Genomic DNA, 21,120 nt, shown 5'->3' with positions numbered 1-21,120 from the left:
TTTATCCGTTTGTAGCGACTCCTTGAAAACCGGCTGCGGGATATCTCGCGCAGCCGCAAACGGAGTTGTTTTTGATGTGCCTGAAATCCTCTTTGCGGCGAAGTTGCGCCGCGATTTTCCTCTTCTCGTCCTCAGCTTTCGCTCAGACCGGTATTATCGAGCCAGAAACCTCCGATACGATCATCGTCATCGGCGGACGCATCCCGGCCCTGGCTGAGGATATTACCTCGGCCACCAGCATTGTGGACGAAGATGACATTGCCTTGCGGGGCGGTCTCACCCTCGCCGACACCTTGCGGTCCGTACCCGGCATCGCCATGTCGCGTTCCGGCGGGACGGGCGGACTGACGGATCTGCGTCTGCGCGGGTCGGAGGCCAATCATGTACTGGTTCTGATCGACGGGATTGAAGCTTCCGTGCCTCTGACGGGGGGCTATGATTTTGCCCATGCACCGGGCTTTGGTGTTGAGCGCGTCGAGGTTTTGCGCGGGGAGCAATCGGCACTCTGGGGCTCGGATGCCATCGGCGGCGTCATCAATATCCGCACAGCGGGCTCAACCGGGCAGGATGGCCGGTCGGCCCAGATCGAAACGGGTTCCTTTGGAACAGTGTTCGCAGGCGCAAACATATCCGGTGAGCGAGGCCGGCTGCGGGGCGGCGCATCCATTTCCTGGCTTCAAACCGATGGCATTGATGTGTCGGATCTGGGCGGTGAGAAAGACGCGTATCAGCGCTTCTTTGCCTCCACGACAGGTGATCTCAATTTGGGAGAAGGAGAGTCAATTCAATGGACTGCGCGCGTCGCGGATTTTGAAAGCGAATTTGATTCCGATTCTGATTTCAATGGCTTGCTCGACAATACCAACCAGTTCAGCGTCGGCCAGCAAATGGCCCTCGGGGCACGGCTGACGCTGCAGCGTTTTGGCCTGCGGCATGATCTGGCCGTCAACGTCTCGCAGGACGATCTGGCCAACTATTCCAATGCCGCCTTTCAGAGCGAAAGCCGGGCGCGACGCTGGCAGGCCTTCTATCAACCGACAATGAACTGGCAGACCGGCGGCATCGCGCATCAGCTGACGGGGCTTGTCGAATTCGAGCGGGACACATTCGACAGCTTCTCTGGCGCGGGCGCCGGTTCGAACCAGTCGCAGGAGACCGAAAACAGTGCCGCCGCGTTCGACTACCGGCTCTCAAGCGGCCCCGCGCGTTTGTCGGCGTCCGTGCGTCAGGACTGGAATGACCGGTTTGAAGATGCAGCCACATGGCGGGTCGGCGGCGCCTGGCAGTTTGACACGATCGGAGGCCGTGTCCGCGCCAGTTTTGGAGACGGTGTCAAGAATCCCGGCATCTATGAGCTTTTCGGTTTCTTCCCCGGCTTTTTTGCGGGCAATCCAGACCTGACCCCGGAACGCTCACGGGGCTGGGAAATTGGCTGGGATCAGACGTTTGCCGATATGGCACGTGTGTCACTCACCTGGTTCGAGGCCGAACTGGAAGATGAGATTTTCACCGATTTCTCGGCGTCGCCATCGACCGCTCGAAACCGGGCAACACGCTCGCATCGGTCGGGAATTGAAATTGACGGTGATGCCCGGCTTACAGATCGGATTTCGATCTCCGGATCCGCGACCTTTCAGCAATCGGACGAAAACGGCGCGCCGGAAATCCGGCGCCCGGAATTCACCGGCAGTGTGGCGATCAACTGGCAATCAGCGGACGAACGCTGGCAGGCCGGTCTCGCGGCCGACCATACGGGAGATCAGCTGGATACCGATTTCGGGACCTTCACCAACGTCACATTGCCGGCCTACACGCTGTTGTCGGCCCGCCTTGCCTGGCAGGCGTCTCCGGCTTTGCAAGTCTATCTGCGCGGCACCAATCTGAGCGAAGAGGAGGGAAGGGATGTCTTTGGATATGAATCTGAAGGCCGTGGCCTGTTTCTGGGCCTGCGCCTCGGCCACTAGTTTCGCCGACGGTCCAACGCGCATCGTCTCTGCCGATGTGTGCGCAGACGCCTATGTTCTGGCACTGGCAGACCGGGAGGCGGTTGCGGCCGTCTCCTGGCAGGCCGGACAGACCGTCTCCGGCGCGCCGGACTGGGCGCGGGATTTGCCGCGCGCGAATGGTGAGGCCGAACGCCTGATCGCGCTTCAGCCCGACCTTGTCGTGTTCGGGCCATCGGGGGCTGGGGATGCGGCGCGCTTTCTCGATCGCGCGGGCATTGACCATGTCAGCCTTCAATGGGGCGAAGACTGGTCGGGCGTGGTGGTCAATCTTCGCACGATCGGCGAAGCGCTGGGCGAAGCGGATCGCGCCGACATATTGCTCCGCGATCTGGGGGACCGTCGACTGGCATTGGACCGGCGCGCCGCAGGGCGTCATGGCCCGCCCTCCATCTTCTATCTCAGCGTAACGGGCGGCGCGGCCGGCGCCGGCACGCTGGTCGATGAAGCGATCCGCATGGCGGGCGGACGTAACGCCGCCGCCGAAGCCGGGGCGAACGGCTGGCTGGCGGCGAATGCTGAATGGGCCTTCCGCGTCGATCCGGATATCATCGTCACCAGCTATTTCATCGATGGCTATGCCACCCGGAACGATACGGGTGCCCGGCATTCTGCCTTTCAACGCCTGATGGCCAGCCGGCCGCGCATTGATGTGCCGGCCTCGGCCTGGTCCTGTGCTGGTCCGGCCCTGATGGATGCAGCCGAACAGATCGCCGATGCACTGGACCAATTGGAGCAAGGCTCATGACGGATATCCGCCTGATCCTCGGACTTGCTGCGCTTTGCCTTTTGGCAGGCGGACTTGGGCTGGCAGTTGAGGGTTTTCCCCTTGCCGCCCTGTTGTCCGGTGACGAAACGGCCCGCCTGATCCTGATTGAATTGCGATTGCCCCGTGTGGTGCTCGGCTTCCTGGTCGGGGCGGCACTCGGTCTGTCGGGCGCAGCCTTGCAAGGCTATTTCCGCAATCCGCTGGCAGATCCGGGCGTCATTGGTGTGTCCGCCAGCGCAGCGGCGGGGGCCGTGGCAACCCTCTATTTCGGCCTTTCCGCCATTTCGGCTCTGGCCTTGCCGGTTATGGCCATTGCAGGAGCTGCGCTGGGCGGCGTGACCCTGCTGCTCATTGCAGGCCGCGGCGCGACGGCGACCACGCTGATTTTGTCCGGCGTGGCCGTCGGCGCGCTGGCCAATGCCATAGTCGCACTGGCGATGAATTTCTCGCCCAATCCCTGGGCCTTGTCCGAGATCGCCTACTGGCTGATGGGATCGCTGCGAAATACCAGCTGGACAGACGTGCAGATTGCCCTGCCACTGATCGTCCTGGGCACCGCCATCAGTCTCACCACGGCGCGGGATCTCGACAGCCTCAGCCTCGGCGAAGACGGGGCGCGTGCGCTGGGCGTCAATCTTCGGGGGGTGCAGATTCGTTTGATAGCGGGAACGTCCCTCGCAGTGGGGGCTGCGGTAGCGGTGGCCGGGGCCATCGGCTTTGTCGGACTGGTCGTCCCGCACCTTCTCCGGCCGCTTGTCCGGTATGAGCCGTCGCGATTGCTTCTGCCCTCGGCACTGGGCGGCGGCGCGCTGCTGATGATGGCAGATATGGGCACGCGACTGGTTTCCGGCGATGGCGTGCCTCTCTATCTCGGCGTGATGACCGCAATCATCGGCGTGCCCTTTTTCTTCCACCTCATCCGGAAGACGGGGAGGCTGGCGCCATGAGGCCGCGCTTTGACCTGCAGGATGTCGAGTGCCGCTATGGAGCCCGGATGGCGCTGCACTGCGATGCCCTGGCGCTCAACGCCGGTGAACTGACCGCCATTGTTGGTCCGAATGGGGCGGGCAAGTCGACGCTGATCAAGACACTGGCGGGCTTGTTGCGGCCCGCAAAAGGCGATGTCCGGCTGGAAGGGGTGGCGCTCGAGCGATTTGCCGATCGCGAGCGGGCGCGACGGATCGCCTATCTCCCGGCCGATTCGAGTCTGGCCTGGCCCATGATAGCCCGGCGCGTTGTCGAGCTCGGCCGTTATCCTTTCCTGAAGCCGCTGTCCCGGCCCTCGAAAGCGGACGACGAGGCGGTGGGCGCCGCCATTGACCGGGCGGGTGCAACCGGTCTGACAGACCGGCGCTTTGACGAATTGTCCTCGGGGGAAAAGGCCCGCATTCTTCTGGCGCGCGCCCTGGCCACGCGGGCAGACACGCTCTTGCTCGACGAGCCGGGCGCGGCGCTGGATCCCCGGCATCAACTGGCGGTTATGGATATCCTCAAGGCCGAAGCCGACCGCGGCGTTTGCGTCGTCTTTGCGGGCCATAGCCTGGAATGGGTCAGCCGCTATGTGGATCGCGTGCTGGTGATCGATCAGGGGCAAGTGGTTGCGGACGGGCGCCCCGATGCGGCGCTGTCGCCAGAAATTCTGCGCGATGTCTTTGGCCTGGAGGCCCCGAACGGGATCACCGTGCCCGACTGGACACTCGTCTAGCTGGAGAAAGCGATCTCGGGTGCCGGTTTGCGCGCCTCGTCTGCAGAGGCCAGCATGGCGTCGGCGGCGCGGGCAAAGGCATCGGCGACGGGCCCGTCCCCGAACGCCACCGGATGACCGGAGTCCGACCGTTCCCGCAGTTCGATGGTCAGCGGAATTTCGCCCAGGAAAGGCACGCCCATGGCCTCGGCTTCGGCACGGGCACCGCCATGGCCGAAAATGTCGCTGGGTTCGCCGCAATGCGGGCACAGGAAGACGCTCATATTCTCGATCAGGCCGAGAATCGGCGTGTGGGTTTTTTCAAACATGCCCATGGCCTTGCGGGCATCATCCAGCGCCAGGTCTTGCGGCGTGCAGGCAATGACCGCTCCGTCAATCGCGACCGTCTGGGCAATCGCCAGCTGCGCATCGCCCGTGCCCGGCGGCATGTCGATGAAGAGCACGTCCGGATCACCCCAATCGGCCTCGTTGAGGAATTGCTGGATTGCGCCCTGCACCATGGGACCGCGCCAGACAACAGGCTGATCGGGCTTGGTCAGAAAGCCCATGGATACAATGCGCACGCCATGTGACTCGGCCGGCTTGATGCCCTTGTCGGTCTTTTTGAGACCCTTGATGTCGCGCAGGCCGAAGAGCCGCGGAATCGACGGGCCGTAAATATCGGCGTCGAGAATCGCCACACGCAAACCCTGTTTGGCGAGGGCTGCCGCCAGATTCGCAGCAACCGTTGACTTGCCGACGCCGCCCTTGCCGGCCGCCACGGCAATGATGCGCTTGGCCGGGCGAGGCGAATCGGCCGCCGCCTGCCGCGGAGCATCGGCCTTCGTTGGCGCACCGGGCGATCGTTGAATCGTCGTAATCACCCGCACGCGCTCGACATCATTCAATTCCAGGGCTGCCGACTCGATGGCGGCCTTGAGCGTGGCCGAATCCTCGTCTGCATTGGCTTTGAGCACAATTGTGGCGACGCCCTTGTCGATCACAGCACCATCGAGCCGCGCGGCATCCACCAATCCCTTCCCGCTTGCAGGGTCGGTGATCTTGTCGAGTCGGGCGAGCAGCGCGTCAGACATGTCATTATCCTCATAGTGTTCGGCCACAAGATAGGCATGCGAAATGCCCTGCCAATGCGTCAATCGCGCAAAGGCTCACAAGTGTTCGGAAATATTGAAGAAATGGTGGGCGCGGCAAGGATTGAACTTGCGACCCCTACGATGTCAACGTAGTGCTCTCCCACTGAGCTACGCGCCCGTCCACCAAGGGAGGCGAGCTATTAGCCCCGGTCTCTCCGAGATGCAAGACGAAGCTGCATTGCGAGCTGACATGACAGCCGCCTGACGGTCCTATGACTTTTATGCAACATTCGCGGCTGAAATACGGCGAAGATGGGGCGCACGCTTTACGAGCGCGAGAGAGGCGTTGATAGTGAGGTCAGGAAAGTAGCCACTTTCCGGCTGTGCGCGTTTGCCTCGGTGTTTGTTCTGTCGCGGTGAACCAAATAAAACAAGTCATGAAGGGGTATGACAGTGAGCAATTTCTGGGATCGCGAGCGACTCTTGCGCTCAACCATTCTGGCAGGCTTCGCGGCAGCGGGTCTGGCAGGTGCGTCTGCGTACGCGCAAGACGTCGAAGAAGATGAAGAGGCTGTTGAAGAGGAAGAAGAGCAGGATACGGTTGTCGTAACCGGTTCGCGCATTCAGCGCTCCGAATTCAACTCGCTCTCTCCGGTGCAGGTCATTTCGGGCGAAGTGTCGCGCGAAGTCGGTCTTGTGAACGCCGCAGACATTCTGCAGGCGCAGTCGCAAGCGACCGGTACACAGATCGACACCACATTCGTCGGTTTCGTTCTCGACAACGGCCCGGGTTCGGTTCAGCTGAACCTGCGCGGCCTGAATGCCGAGCGGACACTGACGCTGGTTAATGGTCGCCGTCTGGCTCCGGCCGGCATCGGTGGCGCGCCGACCAGCCCGGATCTCACGCTGATCCCGGGTCTGATCATCGAGCGTATCGACCTGCTTCTGGACGGCGCTTCCTCGATCTACGGTTCGGACGCTGTTGCTGGTGTGGCAAACGTCGTCCTCCGTCAGGACTTTGAAGGCGTTGAATTCGAATATAATCGCACCACTCCGTTTGACAGCGGTGGAGAGCAAACCCAGTTTGCAGCCGCTTGGGGAATCAACTCCGACCGTGGCTTCGCCGGTTTTGCTTTCGAGTATTCGCAAACGGAAGTTCAGCTGATGGGCGATCGCGATTTCACGCGCGGCTGCCCGCGTAACCATGAAATCGGTAATGACGGCATCATTCGTTCCGTTGACGTCTCCACTTGGGATTTCTCCGGTGCCAATCCGGGTGATATCAATAATGGCCGGAATGTTGGTCTGTTCACCGGCGCCAATGCGTCCTGTAACACCAGCCTGATCAACCGTCTGTTCATTCCACTTGGCTTCGGTTCGACCTATTACACGCCGGGCTTCTCCAACATCGGCATTCCGAATTTCTCGGAATCCAATCTTGGTGGCGCTGTTGGCGGCCCGCTCGGTTCCAACGCCTGGAGCCTGGCGCGACTGCAAGGCCAGCCTGGTCCGTACACCACGGACTTTGACTTTGCCTCGCCGCTCTACAACCAGAACACGGCATCAAACTACAATACGCAGGACTTCATTCCTGAACAGCAGCGCTGGAGCTTCTACAGCTATGGCGAACACGACATCAGCTGGGGCAGCAATACCTCGGCCTACTACGAGCTGCTGGTCGCCAATCGTCAAACGACGATCAACTCGATCGATCCGGGTTTCTTCCCGACAGTTCCGGCCGCTAACCCGTTCAACCCGTGTAATCAGGCCACAAACCCGAATGGCGTGAACTGCCTCGGAACCGTCTTCGGTGCCAACCTCGGCAGCTTTGACGTTGTTCCGATCATCCAGATCAATGGTGATCGGGATCGTCAGGAAGCCGATATCACACAGATCAGCTCTGTCATCGGTTTCCGCGGCGATATGCCATTCTTCAATTCCTGGAGCTATGATATCTTCACGAGCTATGCCCGCTCGGAAGGTTTCAGCCGCTTCGTCGGGATTGATAATGACCGCCTGCAATTGTCGCTCAACACCTCTGTCCGCCTGCCAAACGGCAATGTGGTCTGCGGTATCGACATAGATGGCGATGGTATTCCGGATAACGAAGTTGGCGCATTCGGCGGTGAATTCCTGAACAATGTGCCGTGTGTTCCGGTCAACCTGTTCCAGCCATCCATCTATCAGGAAGGCGGCGGTGTTCTGTCGCAGGCCGAAATGGATTACCTGCTGGCACCGGCCACCATCCGGACCGTTTACGAGCAATTGCTCGTCGGTGGTACAACAACGGGCAATCTGTTCACGCTGAACAATGGCTCTGATGTCCCGCTGGTTCTCGGTTTCGAATATCGCCGTGATACGATCCAGTCTCAGGCCGATGATACTTTCGGCCGCGGCGACATCATCTTCCGCTCGGCTGACCAGGGCGCGACCGGTAACCGTTATCTGTGGGAATTCTTCGCAGAAACGGAATTCCAGCCAATCCTGGGCCGCCGCTTCGCTGAAGAAGTGACGATCAACCTTTCGGGCCGCTGGACGGATGAGAGCAATTACGGCTCCGACGTTACCTACTCGATCAAGGGTAACTGGCGTCCGACCAACTGGTTGAACTTCCGCGGTTCGTACGGCACGTCCTATCGTGCGCCGAATGCTCGCGAGCAGTTCCTTGCCGGACAGACCGGTTTTGCGACCGTGACCGATCCGTGTATCGTTCCGACCGCTGCTCGTGTCGATCTCGACAACAACCCGGCGACGCCGCTGACATATGATCCGAATCTCGACACACGTTCGCAGATCACGATCGCCAACTGTCAGGCCGCTGGCGTTGACCCGACCACTCTGGGTCTGGTTGGCAACCTGCTTGCCAACACGTCTGTCGAAACAGCTTCGGGTGGTACGACCCTGCTGGATCCGGAAACGTCCCGGTCCCAGACCTGGGGTGTAGTGGCAGAGCAGCCCTGGTTTGACGCCTTCGATCTGCGTCTCGCAGTCAGCTATTACGACATCGTCGTCAGTGATTCGGTCAACGAGCCGACCGCTGCCTTCATCGTCGGTGATTGCTACAACACGATCCCGGGCTTCCAGTCTGCATTCTGTAACCGTATCCAGCGTGATGGCAGTGGCTTCCTGAACTTCATCGATGCCTCCTTCATCAACATCGGTACGATCAACTCGAAGGGCGTCGACTTCAACCTTCTCTATGAAGACGAAATCCCGTGGTTCGGTGGTTGGGGCCTCACGGCTGACGTCCGCGCAACCCGCCTGAATGAGCAGGTCTTCAATGTTCAGGGTACGCCGGATGATAACGCCGGTGAAACCGAAGCGCCGCATTGGACGGGTTCGTTCCGCGTCGCTCTGGATCAGGATAACTGGCGCTTTACGTGGCTGACCCGCTACATTGGTGGCGGTGAGGAGAACAATCCGGGCACGACCGGTGTGACCTGCCGTCAGGTCAACGCCGCCGGCACGGGCCTCACGAACTGCGGTACGCCGGTCTACTACACCGACGATTACTATGTTCACACGGCTGGCATCTCCTGGACGCCGGATACGTGGGTGATCAACTTCGGTATACAGAACGTCTTCGACGAAGAGCCGCCGGTTGTTGACCCGGCTGGTGTGTTCGCTATCGGCAACGTGCCGATCGGTATCGGCCACGACCTTCGCGGTCGCCGCTGGTTCCTCGGCGTACGCAAGTCGTTCTAGTAGCGGCGTTATTGCTGAAAATGGGCGGCCCCGGAGAAATCCGGGGCCGTTTTTTCTGCGCAGACTGCTGTGTATACGGGCTTATCGGCCCTTGCCCTTGGCGCGCAATTTGCGCACTCTATCTTCTGACCGGTAGAGACAGACTCAGGGGTTTTGATATGCGTAAACTCGTTTTGGGAGCCATTGCGGGCCTGATGGCCTCGGGTTCCGCCCTTGCCGTCCAGGGCGAGGTCGTTCCGCTGGAATATTTTGCCACCTATGCGGCCGTCGCAGATGTCGGCCTGTCACCCGATGGTGAGCATCTGGCCATGCGGCGGCTGACCGCCCGCGATGGCGACTATATTATCGAAGTCTATTCGACAGACGACTTCTCGGCAGATCCCGTGCGACTGGGCGCGGAGCGGATGGAAGTCCTCGGCGTCAGCTGGATTTCACCTGAATACCTGCTGGTGAGTTTCCGGCAACAGGTTCGGGATCGGATTGAGGGCGTCAATCAGGGCGTTTACGAATACAAGCGTGCGATCGTGCATTGGTCGGGTGAGGGCGGCTTCCGCGCGCTGGACGATGATGTACAGGTCGTTCGGCGCATGGCAGACGATCCGGATCATATTATTATCCGCACCGCCGGTCTGAACAATTCCGACACGATTGAAGACCTTAGGGGCCGGTCTATCGGCCGGGTCAGCACGCCTGACTTCTATCGTTACAATGTCCGTACTGGACGGCAGACGCGGATCCTCCGCGGCAGCAGCCGGTTCGGCAATTACGTTCTCGACCAGGAAGGCAATCCGCGCTTTGCAACCGAGCTCGATGTTGGCACTGAGGAAGTAAGCTACTTCTGGCGCCCTGATCCTTCTGATCCCGAATGGCGCGAGGTTATGCGCTGGTCCCTGACGGAATACGACACCTACGGTTCAACAGGCGTCAACGTTGTCGGCTTTGATCCGGACCGCGATTACCGCGCCTACGTTCTGGCACACAATGGCGAGAACACGGTGGGTGCCCACATCATGGATCTGCGCACCGGCGAATATGTCCGCACCATCTATCAGCGTGAGGATGTCGACATTCTGGGCCCACGGTTCGAGCCTCATATCGATCGCGAGCCGGAATTGGCCGGATTCAGTTTCTATGCGGACGGCCAGCGCCAATATGCATGGATCAATCAGGAAATGGCGGACCTTCAGGCCGTCGTCGACAATGCGTTTCCGGACACGAGAAATACCATCCTCAACTGCGTGAACAATTGCGCGCAAATGCTGGTCTTCTCGCAGTCAGCTCAGGAGCCCGGCGTCTATTACTATATCGCGGGCGGGCAGCCGGTTGTTATCGGCCGCTCATTCCCGCAGCTGATGGACGCCGCTTTCGGTCGTGAGGAATTCATTACCTATCCCGCTCGCGATGGACTGCAAATTCCGGCCATTCTCACCCTGCCGCCTTTCGGCGAAGCGCCCTATCCGCTCGTCGTGATGCCGCACGGGGGGCCCTGGGTGTCTGAAACCCGGGCGTTTGACGAATGGGCCACCGTGCTCGCCAATCGCGGCTATATGGTCATGCAGCCGCAATATCGAGGATCGCTCGGTTACGGTATTGATCACTGGCTGCGCAGCTGGGGACAGTGGGGGATCACCATGTCGGACGATAAGGATGATGGTGTCCGCTACCTCATAGATGCGGGTATGACGACACCAGACCAGGTTGCCATGTTCGGCTGGAGTTATGGCGGCTATGCGGCCTTCGCAGCGGCCGTTCGCCAGCCTCCTGTCTATAATTGCGCCATCGCAGGGGCCGGCGTGTCCGACCTCGACGTGATCCAGCGTGACTTCGGTGGCGGTGGCATTCAGAGCGAACTCATCGATGAGGGCTATACCGGCATGTCGCCAAATGAATTCGCCGAGGATATGCGCATCCCGCTGCTCATCATCCACGGTGAAGTTGATCAGCGTGTTCCGCAGTATCAGAGCCAGTTCATGATCCGGGCTCTGGAACGCAATGGTATTCCGCACCGCTATGTGGAATTGCCGGACGCGGACCACTTCTCGAACACACTCAATTACGACAACCAGGTCACGCTCTACACCGAGCTGACCGGCTGGCTGGCGAATGAGTGTGGCATGCCGACGCCGCAAAACCCGGCCCGGTAGGCCGGTTCACCGCGCAAGGAAAAGGCCCGCTCGGTTGAGCGGGCCTTTTTTCATTATCGGGGCGGACGCGTCAGGCGGCCATGACCCGGTCTACCTCATCCACCAGTTCGCGCAGATGGAAGGGCTTGGACAGCACTTTCGCATTTGTCGGCGCACTCGAGCCGGCATTCAGGGCGACCGCCGCAAATCCGGTGATGAACATGATCTTCAAGGCTGGCGTCAGTTCGGCGGCCCGCCGCGCCAGTTCGATGCCATCAATGCCAGGCATCACAATATCGGTGAGCAACAGGTCAAACGCGTCCTTGTTCGCCTCGAACACGGACAGGCCTTCATCGCCATCCGCACACGCCACGACATCATGACCCGCCCGTTTCAGGGCCTTGGCCAAAAAGTCGCGCATCGACCCGTCATCTTCCGCCAGTAGTATTTTTGCCATTCCGGAATCTCCACCCGTCCGTTTCCAGAACCGTCTTTAGACCATTAAGGTAAAAGTCCGCTGAACGAATCGAAAAACGCTCTGGCATTGGCTTGACCGGACGACACTGATCCCACCAAGGTATAAACATGGTCCGAAACAACCCGATATCGCCCGATGTGGCCATGGATTCATCGCCCGCCATCATTGCGCGGATTGACCAACCCGTCATTGTGCGCCGGCCCGAGGAACGGACCTCGCCCATTCTGGCCGCATCTCCGCACAGCGGGCGCATCTATCCGCCCGATCTGCTGGCACAATCCTCACTGCCGCTGGCGCTGTTGCGGCGATCCGAGGATGCCTATGTCGATACGCTAATCGCGGCGGCACCGGATTTCGGCATCGCAACGGTCACTGCCCCCTTTCCACGGGTATTCATTGATCCGAACCGCTCCACACGAGAGCTGGATACCGTGCTGTTTCCCGATCTTCCCGGCCCGAGCGCGGGGGCAACCCCTCATGTCCAGGCGGGACTCGGCGTCATCCCGAGGATGAGTGCCGGTGGGCGGCCGCTCTATGATGGGCCGTTAAATGTGGCAGAGGCCCGCCAGCGTATTGCCGACTATTACCGGCCTTATCACGGCGCGATCGATGTCGATCTTAAAGCCTCTCATGATGTCTTCGGGATCGCCATTCTGCTCGATTTCCACTCCATGCCAGCCATCGCGGCGGGCGGGGTGGATATTGTTCTGGGCGACCGCCATGGAAGTGCCTGCGATCCCGCCATCATGGCGCATGTCGAAGCTGTCTTCCGAGATCAGGGTTTCCTGGTGCGCCGCAATCGACCCTATGCGGGCGGGTATACGACCGCCTGTTACGGCAAGCCCGGACAAAACCGGCATGCCATCCAGATCGAGATCAATCGCGGTCTCTATCTCAATGAAGAACAGGTGACCCGTTCCGGGACATTTCCCGCAACACGGGAGAAAGTCGAAGCGGTTCTTCGCGCGCTGGCAGAAGAAAGCTGGACCTGAAAATTCACATAAGGTTCTGAAATATAGCATCTAATGATTGGACGGTCGGCTACGGCATGGCCTTTGCTCTCCTCTAACGCGAACGCGTCGAGGGGACGTAGGTCAAGAAGCGATTACTGGAGCCGACACGATGACAAATGAAATCGATTTCCACATTGGCAAGAGGCTGCGCCGCCGTCGCCGCCTGCTCGGCCTGACACAGCAGCAACTGGCCGAATCGGTCGGTATCCGCTTTCAGCAGATCCAGAAATATGAGTGCGGTGCCAATCGGGTCAGCGCCAGCCGCCTCTATGAACTCTCCGAATCCCTGGATGTCCCGGCCCAGTATTTCTACGAGGGTCTTTCGCAGGATGAGGACAAGGGCGATGATCCAGACGTCATGGCTGCGGATATCCTGTCGCAGAAAGAAACCATGGATCTGGTGCGCGCCTACTATCGCCTCGGGGAGCGGCCTCGCAAGCGTCTGCTCGAACTGGCGAAATCGCTGGAACCGGCAGAGCCGGCCAACGACGCCGCCTGAACTTCCGATAGCTGACAAGCGCTGGCCGGACTGATAGGTCAGCGTCATGACAGAACGTAATCTCCAGAATGACCTCGCGTTTGCGCACCGGTTGGCGGATGCCGCCGGTGCCGCCATTTTACCGCACTTTCGCCGGCAGGCGTCGGTCGAGAACAAGGCCAGCTACGGGTTCGATCCGGTGACCATTGCTGACCGGTCCGCCGAACAGGCCATGCGGGATATCATCAATATCGAACGTCCGGACGACGGCGTGTTGGGCGAGGAATTCCCGGTCCTGGAAAGCCGCAATGGCTGGTCCTGGACGCTCGACCCCATTGACGGGACGCGCGGTTTCATTGCCGGCACCCCAACCTGGACGACCCTCATTGCCCTGACATTTGAAGATGTGCCCGTGCTCGGCGTCATTGACCAACCGCATACGGGAGAGCGGTTTTCCGGTCATGAGAGCTGGGCCGAGCTGGCGACCCGATCGGAGCGCCGCGCGATGCAGGTGTCGGACGTGACCAGCCTCGGAACGGCCATTCTGGCAACGACCGATCCCTATCTGTTTCAGGGCAGCGAAGCCGATCAGTTCGCCGCCGTGCGCAAGGCAGCCCGCCTGACGCGCTATGGCATGGATGGATATGGCTATGGCCTGTTGGCGGCCGGCGGCGTCGATCTGGTGATCGAGTCCGGCCTCGCCCCCTATGACTGGCACGCCCTCATTCCGGTCATCAAGGGCGCTGGTGGCGTCGTCACCAACTGGTCAGGTGAAGGGGAGTATAGCGACGGCGCGCTGGTTGCGGCCGCCACGCCGCAACTCCACGCAGCGGCCATCGCCACACTCAATTCGGCCTAGTCCTCGGCGTCGTCGGCCGGAACGGCGTCTGTTTCCGGCTTGCGGAACAGCAATGTCATCCGGTCGCTCTCGCCAATTGCGGCATAGGGCGATGAGTCGAAGCCTTCTGCATCCCAGCCGCTTTGCGAGGGCGGCAACGTCCACACGCCATTCGGGTGATCGGCGGGATCTGCCGGATTGGCGTTGATTTCGCTGCTGTCGACCAGTTCAAATCCGGCTTCCCGTGCAATGGCGATAACATAGGCTTCCTGCACATATCCGGATTCCGCAAGCGGATCCTGTTCGCGCGTATCGGGCAGGCGGTGTTCGACCACGCCCAGCACGCCGCCGGGCCGGAGAACGTCGTAGAAATCATCGAAGGCCCGTTCCGTGAAGCCGCCCCGCATCCAGTTATGGACATTGCGGAAGGTCAGAACCGCATCGGCAGAGGCCGGCTCGCCAAGGCCCGGATTGTCGGGGCCCCAGCTGCGGATAACCACATCGCCAAACAGGTCTGACCCTGAAAACCGCGTATCAAAAGCGGCCCGGCTGCGTTGCCGGTAGCTGCTCTGGCTGTCAGCGGCAAAGTGCGCGGCGACATATGTGCCGCCATTGGCATTGAGCCACGGTGCCAGAATCTCCGCATACCAACCGCCGCCCGGCCAGATTTCAATCACCGTATCGGTGGGCTCAATGCCAAAAAAGGCCAGCGTTTCAGCCGGGTGGCGCGCACCATCGCGCTCGCCATTCGTGCCGCGCCAATCGCCCGCCAATGCCCATTCCAGCGTCCCGGCCGGATTGGCATCGGCTGTATTCTCCGCCGTCATTTCGGCCGCTGCATTGTCTGAAGTGGCTACCTCCGGACTGTCGTCATTGACCGCTACGGGCTCTACACTGCCGGAACAGGCGGTAAGGGCAAGACTTGCCAGACCGGTCAACCAGAATGCACGCTGCATGAGAAACTCCCGAAATCGCTAATTAATTTGACTATACGCCTAAAGACTCACCGCCCCTCTTGCAAGCTGCGATCCGTCTTCCTAACTGAATTGGTGCAGGCCGCCACAATGGGGTCTGTGCATGGGCCGATCCGGCCTCAAAGGCGGATCATGTCCTGTGCAAATCCCGCCCGGTCATGGCTATGGCCGTGCGCACAACTTGTCGCTTCTGAAGGAGGATGAGACTATGAGAAACTTGGATTACACACCGCTTTACCGTTCCATTGTCGGCTTTGACCGTCTGGCGAATATGATGGACTCGGCATCCAAAACCGATCCCTCGACCGGCTTTCCGCCGTATAACATCGAACAACTTGGCGAGAATGACTATCGCATCGAGTTGGCCGTGGCCGGCTTCGGCGAGGATGACCTGACCGTCGAGGTTCAGGAAAACGTGCTGACCGTTTCGGGCCGCAAGGAGCAGAAATCGGAAAGCGAGAACCCGAATTATCTGTACCGTGGTATCGCCGAACGCGCTTTTGAACGGCGCTTCCATCTGGCTGACCATGTCGTCGTCGAGAATGCCGAACTGAAGAACGGCCTTCTGGCGGTAACATTGCGCCGCGAAATCCCGGAGAGCGCCAAGCCGCGCCGGATTTCGATTGGCAATGCCACGGCGAAAAGCCGAAAGGTCATTGAGGGCGGCAAGTCGAAAGCGGCTTAACCCTCTGATCTGATACGCACAGCAAAGCGCGCGCCTTATTCCCTTCAGGCGCGCGCTTTTTCGTGTCAGGCAGCGTCCAGATCGACGACGCCATCCGCGTCATCCACATCTTCCATGAAGGTTCGGCTGACCCGCGTACCGGTGAAACAGGATCCGGTAAAATGGGCATGGCGGACATCCGCGCCATATAGCGTCGAATAGGAAAAATCGGCGCCGGTGGCTTTCAACCGGCGAAGGTCGGCCCCGGTCAGGTCGGAATAGCGGATCTTGGCAGCGGCCAGCGAGGCCGGCAGCAGGCGGTCACCCTCCAGAAGGAGCGGGCCCAGCTTGCAGTCACGCAGATCGGCATTATTGAGCTTGGCGCCCGTCAGATCGGCTCCGCGCAAATCGGCCCCCCGCAAAGAGGTCATCCGCAGATCGGCGCGTTCCAGCCGCGCGCCCTGCAATTGCGCGCCTTCCATGTCCAGCCCGTAAAGCGTTGCGCCGCGCGCATGAAAGGCGGTCAGCGTCTTGCCGGCCAGCGATCCCAGAGGCCGCAAATCGGTCTCATCAAACGAAGAGGGCTTGCCTTCTTTTCCGCCCGTTGCGCACCAGCGGATATGATCCTCGATCATGTCTTCGACCGGACGATCAAGTTCCCGCATATTCTTGCCGACAGGCTCATCGGTGAGCGCGCCGGTCCGATCACAATTGTCCAGCCGCGCCATTGTCAGGGTGGTGCCGATGAGGACGGTATCGGTCATGTCGGCATCGGTCAGATCGGCCCCGGAAAGGTCGGCACCTTCCAGATTGGCACCCGAGAATACGGTGGATCGCAGATTGGCCCGCACCAGTTTCGTGCCCAGCATGACGGCATCGGTAAAGTCAGCGCGTTGGGCGGATGATCCCGACATTTTGGATCGAGACAGATTGGCTCCCTGAAAGTTCGCCATGGTCATTTCGCCTGGACGCTTCTGGTGCTTCAGAACGGCGAGGCCGCGTTCACGGTCCATTTGTGCAATCGTGCCTTCGCGAAGATCGCATTCGGACAGGTCCGCGCCTTGCAGGTTTGCCCCGCGCAATGCCGCGCCGCGCATATCCGCCCGGCGGAGCGTTGCGCCTTGCAGATTGGCTCTGCGCAAATCACATCCATAAAGGCTGCTGGAATTGAGAACCGAACCCGACAAATCTGCGCCGACAAGCGTCGCACCGGTAAAATCAGCGTCCGACAAGTCGCGATTGGAAAGGATCAGACCGTCCAGCACGCAATAGGTGAAGGAGGCGCGGGCACCGCCCGGCTTGCCGCTCCATAATAGCGCATGACGGCGGCAGACCTCATCGACCTGCGCCTGGTCCAGTGTCCGATATTGAACCCGTTCCGACATGAGCGGCTCTAATTCCCAGATACGAAGGAAAATTATCCGGAATTTGGGTTAACGCCGGGTGTTTAAGGCTGTGGCGGTCACATCGACGAGATGGGCCTCTTGCGCCGCCTGTGCGGCCGGTGACCCCGGAGCCAGCCGAATCCGCGTAATGCCGCTCGCACCGAGTGACTTCAGGGCGGTCAGCGCATTCGCATCGTCAAATCTTTCAACCGCAAGGTCATAACCTGCGGCATTGGCATCAATGGCGACAAGCGGCCATCCGCGCCCGATGCGGCAGAAGAAGCCGGCGTGAAGCGTCTCGGCCTCTTTACGGCGTAGTCCCGTTTCTACCGCGATGCCGGCACGGGTGAGTTTTTCGATGCCCTGACCGGCGGTGCGTGGGTCCGGGTCGCTGCAGGCGATGACCACGCGCGCAATACCGGCCTCAATCAGGGCGTCTGCGCACGGCGGCGTCTGACCGAAATGAGCGCAGGGCTCCAGGGTGACATAAGCAGTGGCGCCGCTGGCGGCTGAGCCGGCCATATCCAGAGCGCAGCATTCCGCATGGGGCCGTCCGCCCGGTGCCGTCACGCCGGTGCCGACGATCTTTCCGTCTTTGACAAGAACGCACCCGACGCTCGGATTCGGGGCTGTGGTGCCCAGCCCGGACCGCGCCATTGCCAGCGCGGTATCCATCAGACGAAGATCGCTCAGCCGGCTCAAGGAATGGCAGGCAGTTTCTGCGCGCGTTCCGTGTCCAGATAGCGCGCCGTCACCGGCAGTTTGCCTTCACCATCCATGCCGATTTCCAGCGGATTGCCCGTCGGGATTTCAATCTGGACGATTTCTTCGCCGGTCAGCTGGAACAGCAGTTTCACAATGGCCCGCAGGGAATTTCCGTGCGCGACGACCAGCACGTCTTCCCCGGCTTCCAGAAGCGGAGCGATGGTGCTGTCCCAGTATGGTTGAACGCGGTCGAGCGTGATTTTCAGGGATTCGGTGGCCGGCAATTGATCCGCGGGCAGGTCCGCATAGCGCGGATCATGCGATGGGTGGCGTTCGTCTGTTGTCTCCAGCGCCGGCGGCGGAGTGTCAAAACTGCGGCGCCAGATCTGGACCTGCGCATCGCCATGGCGTTCGCGGGTCTCGTCCTTGTTGAGCCCGGTCAGCCCGCCATAATGGCGTTCATTCAGACGCCAGGACTTTTCCACCGGGATCCAGACGCGGTCCATTTCTTCCAGCGTCAGCCAGAGCGTCCGGATCGCCCTTGTCAGAACAGACGTAAAAGCCTGTTTGGGAGCAAATCCTGTTTCGGCCAGAAGATGCCCGGCTTTGCGGGCCTGGGCTTCGCCCTCGGCGGTGAGTTTGACATCCACCCAGCCGGTGAACCGGTTTTGCAAATTCCACTCGCTCTGCCCGTGACGGATCAATACCAGCTTGGCCATGTGAACTCCTGACATTTTCCTGCTCCGGATAGCGCGCGGGCGAGGCCGGAGCAAGCCAAAGGGCAGCAATCGCCCTTTCCGCATTCCGCTGGCTTCTGCTATGCCGAATAAAGATCAAGGCAGATACTCCATGACTGACATCAACTCGCTGCACGTCGCCCGCCGCGTCATCCGCCTGGAGCAGGACGGGCTGGGGCAATTGGCCGACACTCTCGACGAGTCTTTCAATGCCATTGTTGACCGTTTGAAGGACATCAAGGGCCGGATCATCTGCGCGGGTATTGGCAAGTCCGGACATGTTGCGCGCAAGATCGCGGCAACGCTCGCGTCCACCGGCGCACCGGCGCAATTTGTTCACCCGACCGAAGCGAGCCATGGCGATCTGGGCATGATCACGCCTGATGATGCGGTGCTCGCCCTGTCGAAATCCGGAGAGACCAAAGAGCTCGGCGATCTCATGGCCTATTGCCGCCGCTTCGGAACGCCGCTCATCGGCATGACGTGTGGTGCCGATTCCGGTCTGGCCAAAGCCAGCGATCACCTCCTTTTGGTCCCTGACGCGCCCGAAGCATGCGCCGAAACCCGCGCGCCGACGACATCGACCACTCTGATGATGGCGTTGGGCGATGCGCTGGCGGTCGCCCTGCTGGAGGCCCGCGGTTTCACGGCGCAGGATTTCAAGATGTATCATCCCGGCGGCGCGCTCGGCGCCGCGCTCTCGACCGTCGGCGATTTGATGCATGCGGGCGAGGATATGCCGGTTATCGGGCTTGATGCGCGGATGAGCGATGCCTTGATCGAGATCAGCGCAAAGGGCCTGGGTTGCGTTGGCGTCGTGGCGGCCGATGGCAAGCTGGCCGGCATGGTAACGGATGGGGATTTGCGTCGCCATATGGGGCCGAATCTGCTGGACCAGCCCGTGGCGGAAGTCATGACGCGCGATCCGAAAACGGTGACCCGCCAGACGCTGGCGGCGGATGCCCTGCGCATCATGACGTCAGGGTCGGTAAAGATCACCCAGCTCTTCGCGGTGGAGAACGGCAAACCCGCTGGTCTGCTTCACATTCACGACCTTTTGCGGGCCGGTGTTAAATAGGCCTTGCGCATTGACCGTATAGCCCCCTTATCGGTAGACGGTCAGCAACACGATAAAAGAAGGAACGCCCGATGCGCGTAGCCATGATTGGGACCGGATATGTCGGACTGGTGTCCGGCGCCTGCTTTGCCGATTTCGGCCACCATGTGACCTGTATCGACAAGGATCAGGAAAAGGTGGACATGCTGCGCTCTGGCGGCATACCGATTTACGAGCCGGGCCTGGATCAACTGGTTCAGCGCAATGTGCGCGAGGAGCGGTTGAGCTTCGACACGGATCTGACGCAGGCGGTGAAGGAAGCCGATGCCGTCTTCATCGCGGTGGGAACCCCTTCGCGCCGCGGCGATGGCTTTGCGGATCTCTCCTATGTGCATGCTGCGGCACGGGAAATTGCCGCCGTGATGGACGGCTACACCGTCGTCGTCACCAAATCGACCGTTCCGGTTGGCACCGGTGACGAGGTCGAGAAAATCATTCGTGAAACCCGTCCGGATGGTGAGTTCGCGGTTGTCTCCAACCCTGAATTCCTGCGCGAAGGCGCCGCGATCGGCGATTTCAAGCGCCCGGATCGCGTGGTGGTCGGCACCGATGACACCCGCGCTCAGAGCGTGATGAGCGAGCTCTATCGGCCGCTCTATCTCAATGAAACACCAATCCTGTTTACCAGCCGCCGGACCTCCGAGCTGATCAAATATGCGGCGAATGCGTTCCTCGCGGTGAAGATCACCTTCATCAATGAAATGGCCGACCTGTGCGAGGCGGTGGGCGCCAATGTCCAAGAGGTCTCGCGCGGCATTGGTCTTGATAATCGTATCGGCGGAAAATTCCTCCATGCCGGCCCCGGTTATGGCGGATCCTGTTTTCCCAAGGATACCCTGGCCCTGACCCGCACCGCGCAGGAAGCCGGCACACCCCTTCGCCTGATTGAGACAACGGTCGAGGTGAATGACCGCCGCAAGCAGGACATGGCCCAGAAAGTCGTCAAGGCGATGGGCGGCGATGTCACCGGCAAGACCATTGCGGTACTGGGTCTGACCTTCAAGCCGAGTACGGATGATATGCGCGCTGCCCCGTCGCTGGACATCATTCCGGCGCTGCAGGCGGCGGGCGCGAAGGTGCGGGCCTATGACCCGGCGGGGATCGTCGAAGCCGAGAAATTGCTCAAGGATGTCGAGTTTACCTCCGGCCCCTATCTCTGCGCTGAAGGCGCGGATGCGCTGGTGATCATCACCGAATGGAATGAATTCCGCGCGCTTGATACCAAACGCCTCAAGGAGATCATGACGGGTGATGTCGTGGTCGATCTGCGCAATATCTACAGCCCGGACGATATGCGCAGCCGCGGTTTCACCTATGTCAGCGTCGGCCGCTAGGCCGAGCAATCAAGGAGTG

At 60.6% G+C, this 21,120-nt stretch carries 18 protein-coding genes and 1 tRNA gene; 12 read left to right on the top strand and 7 right to left on the bottom strand.

Annotated features, from left to right (window positions below; translation table 11 throughout):
* Window positions 1-74: 74 nt before the first annotated feature.
* The 4 genes from P0D52_RS12020 to P0D52_RS12005 are packed head-to-tail and all read left to right on the top strand — an operon-like array spanning window position 75 to window position 4,477.
* Complete coding sequence (locus tag P0D52_RS12020) at window positions 75-1,964, top strand: TonB-dependent receptor plug domain-containing protein (protein WP_394692891.1); 1,890 nt, start codon at window positions 75-77, stop codon at window positions 1,962-1,964.
* Entirely contained in the window at window positions 1,903-2,751 is an 849-nt protein-coding gene (locus tag P0D52_RS12015; RefSeq protein WP_394692890.1) for an ABC transporter substrate-binding protein, read from the top strand. The genes P0D52_RS12020 and P0D52_RS12015 overlap by 62 nt, the downstream gene beginning before the upstream one ends.
* Entirely contained in the window at window positions 2,748-3,719 is a 972-nt protein-coding gene (locus P0D52_RS12010) for a FecCD family ABC transporter permease (protein ID WP_394692889.1), read from the top strand. Before P0D52_RS12015 ends, P0D52_RS12010 begins: the two co-directional genes overlap by 4 nt.
* Entirely contained in the window at window positions 3,716-4,477 is a 762-nt protein-coding gene (locus tag P0D52_RS12005) for an ABC transporter ATP-binding protein (RefSeq protein ID WP_394692888.1), read from the top strand. Before P0D52_RS12010 ends, P0D52_RS12005 begins: the two co-directional genes overlap by 4 nt.
* Here the strand turns inward: P0D52_RS12005 and P0D52_RS12000 are convergent.
* Together P0D52_RS12000 and P0D52_RS11995 are read right to left on the bottom strand one after the other, a co-directional pair.
* Window positions 4,474-5,550 carry a P-loop NTPase gene (locus P0D52_RS12000; RefSeq protein ID WP_394692887.1) on the bottom strand — a complete coding sequence of 359 codons (1,077 nt, stop codon included), beginning with the start codon at window positions 5,548-5,550 and terminating at the stop codon, window positions 4,474-4,476. The genes P0D52_RS12005 and P0D52_RS12000 overlap by 4 nt on opposite strands.
* 103 nt (window positions 5,551-5,653) lie before the next feature.
* A tRNA-Val gene (locus P0D52_RS11995) sits at window positions 5,654-5,728 on the bottom strand.
* A 275-nt stretch (window positions 5,729-6,003) separates the two neighbouring features.
* Between P0D52_RS11995 and P0D52_RS11990 the strand changes: the two genes are divergently transcribed.
* Together P0D52_RS11990 and P0D52_RS11985 are read left to right on the top strand one after the other, a co-directional pair.
* Window positions 6,004-9,255, top strand: a complete 3,252-nt coding sequence (locus tag P0D52_RS11990; protein WP_394692886.1) for a TonB-dependent receptor domain-containing protein — start codon at window positions 6,004-6,006, stop codon at window positions 9,253-9,255.
* Window positions 9,256-9,413: 158 nt separating this feature from the next.
* Window positions 9,414-11,399, top strand: coding sequence for an alpha/beta hydrolase family protein (locus P0D52_RS11985; protein WP_394692885.1), 1,986 nt, complete (start codon window positions 9,414-9,416; stop codon window positions 11,397-11,399).
* Window positions 11,400-11,469: 70 nt separating this feature from the next.
* Here P0D52_RS11985 and cpdR read toward each other — a convergent pair whose 3' ends face one another.
* Window positions 11,470-11,835, bottom strand: coding sequence for a cell cycle two-component system response regulator CpdR (cpdR, locus tag P0D52_RS11980; protein ID WP_394692884.1), 366 nt, complete (start codon window positions 11,833-11,835; stop codon window positions 11,470-11,472).
* A 128-nt stretch (window positions 11,836-11,963) separates the two neighbouring features.
* On the opposite strand from cpdR, the gene P0D52_RS11975 reads away from it, so the two are divergent.
* The 3 genes from P0D52_RS11975 to hisN all read left to right on the top strand — a co-directional run bounded on the left by P0D52_RS11975 (window position 11,964) and on the right by hisN (window position 14,206).
* Window positions 11,964-12,848: an N-formylglutamate amidohydrolase gene (locus tag P0D52_RS11975; RefSeq protein WP_394692883.1), complete on the top strand. Its 885-nt coding sequence runs from the start codon at window positions 11,964-11,966 to the stop codon at window positions 12,846-12,848.
* 130 nt (window positions 12,849-12,978) lie between these two features.
* Window positions 12,979-13,368, top strand: coding sequence for a helix-turn-helix domain-containing protein (locus P0D52_RS11970; protein ID WP_394692882.1), 390 nt, complete (start codon window positions 12,979-12,981; stop codon window positions 13,366-13,368).
* Window positions 13,369-13,414: 46 nt separating this feature from the next.
* Window positions 13,415-14,206 (top strand): histidinol-phosphatase, encoded by a 792-nt coding sequence (gene hisN, locus P0D52_RS11965; protein WP_394692881.1) that lies wholly within the window; start codon window positions 13,415-13,417, stop codon window positions 14,204-14,206.
* Here the strand turns inward: hisN and P0D52_RS11960 are convergent.
* The gene (locus P0D52_RS11960) at window positions 14,203-15,141 is read right to left on the bottom strand and encodes a class I SAM-dependent methyltransferase (RefSeq protein ID WP_394692880.1); all 939 of its coding nucleotides are present in this window, start codon (window positions 15,139-15,141) and stop codon (window positions 14,203-14,205) included. The genes hisN and P0D52_RS11960 overlap by 4 nt on opposite strands.
* A gap of 226 nt (window positions 15,142-15,367) precedes the next feature.
* Between P0D52_RS11960 and P0D52_RS11955 the strand changes: the two genes are divergently transcribed.
* Window positions 15,368-15,844, top strand: coding sequence for an Hsp20 family protein (locus P0D52_RS11955; protein WP_394692879.1), 477 nt, complete (start codon window positions 15,368-15,370; stop codon window positions 15,842-15,844).
* Window positions 15,845-15,909: 65 nt separating this feature from the next.
* On the opposite strand, the gene P0D52_RS11950 is transcribed toward P0D52_RS11955, so the two are convergent.
* From P0D52_RS11950 to gpmA, 3 genes are read right to left on the bottom strand one after another with little or no spacing between them, the layout of a single operon-like run.
* Entirely contained in the window at window positions 15,910-17,208 is a 1,299-nt protein-coding gene (locus P0D52_RS11950; RefSeq protein ID WP_394692878.1) for a pentapeptide repeat-containing protein, read from the bottom strand.
* A gap of 48 nt (window positions 17,209-17,256) precedes the next feature.
* A complete protein-coding gene (ribD, locus tag P0D52_RS11945; protein WP_394692877.1) occupies window positions 17,257-17,910 on the bottom strand; it encodes a bifunctional diaminohydroxyphosphoribosylaminopyrimidine deaminase/5-amino-6-(5-phosphoribosylamino)uracil reductase RibD in 654 nt (217 codons plus the stop codon).
* Entirely contained in the window at window positions 17,907-18,632 is a 726-nt protein-coding gene (gene gpmA / locus P0D52_RS11940) for a 2,3-diphosphoglycerate-dependent phosphoglycerate mutase (RefSeq protein WP_394692876.1), read from the bottom strand. The genes ribD and gpmA overlap by 4 nt, the downstream gene beginning before the upstream one ends.
* Before the next feature lie 130 nt (window positions 18,633-18,762).
* Here gpmA and P0D52_RS11935 point away from each other — a divergent pair, with 130 nt between their 5' ends.
* Both P0D52_RS11935 and P0D52_RS11930 read left to right on the top strand, forming a co-directional pair.
* Entirely contained in the window at window positions 18,763-19,728 is a 966-nt protein-coding gene (locus tag P0D52_RS11935) for an SIS domain-containing protein (RefSeq protein WP_394692875.1), read from the top strand.
* Window positions 19,729-19,799: 71 nt separating this feature from the next.
* On the top strand, window positions 19,800-21,101 hold the full coding sequence (locus P0D52_RS11930) for a UDP-glucose dehydrogenase family protein (RefSeq protein WP_394692874.1): 1,302 nt from the start codon (window positions 19,800-19,802) through the stop codon (window positions 21,099-21,101).
* Window positions 21,102-21,120: the final 19 nt, after the last annotated feature.

It is taken from the genome of Hyphobacterium sp. (assembly GCF_043584775.1).
Lineage (GTDB): Bacteria > Pseudomonadota > Alphaproteobacteria > Caulobacterales > Maricaulaceae > Hyphobacterium.
The sequence above is the reverse complement of the archived record's forward strand: the minus strand, read 5'-3'. Positions and strand labels throughout refer to the sequence as shown.